This is a genomic window from Pseudomonas persica (assembly GCF_900291015.1).
Taxonomy (GTDB): domain Bacteria; phylum Pseudomonadota; class Gammaproteobacteria; order Pseudomonadales; family Pseudomonadaceae; genus Aquipseudomonas.
Window position 1 is genome coordinate 1 of the sequence record NZ_OLKL01000135.1, and the last position, 274, is coordinate 274.

General features: G+C 51.8%; 1 protein-coding gene. It reads left to right on the forward strand.

Annotated features, from left to right (window positions below):
• Nucleotides 1–274: CBS domain-containing protein (locus FQ664_RS26030; protein ID WP_144175872.1), on the forward strand; the 274-nt coding region annotated here is incomplete at both ends.

Genomic DNA, 274 nt, shown 5'->3' on the forward strand with positions numbered 1-274 from the left:
GTGTCTCCAGACGACACCCTGGAAAAGGTGTTTGCCCTCAAAAAGAGCTATGGCATTGGCGGCTTTCCCGTATTGGAAAACAACCGCCTGGTGGGCATCCTCACCAATCGTGATATCCGCTTTGAGAGCGACCCCCAGCGCAAGGTGAGAGAACTGATGACCCCACGTGAAAGGCTGGTGACGGCAGATAAAAACGTGAGCTTTGAAGAGGCAAAGATAATCCTGCAAAAGAACAGGATAGAAAAGCTGCTCTTGGTGGAGGCAGGAGACATCC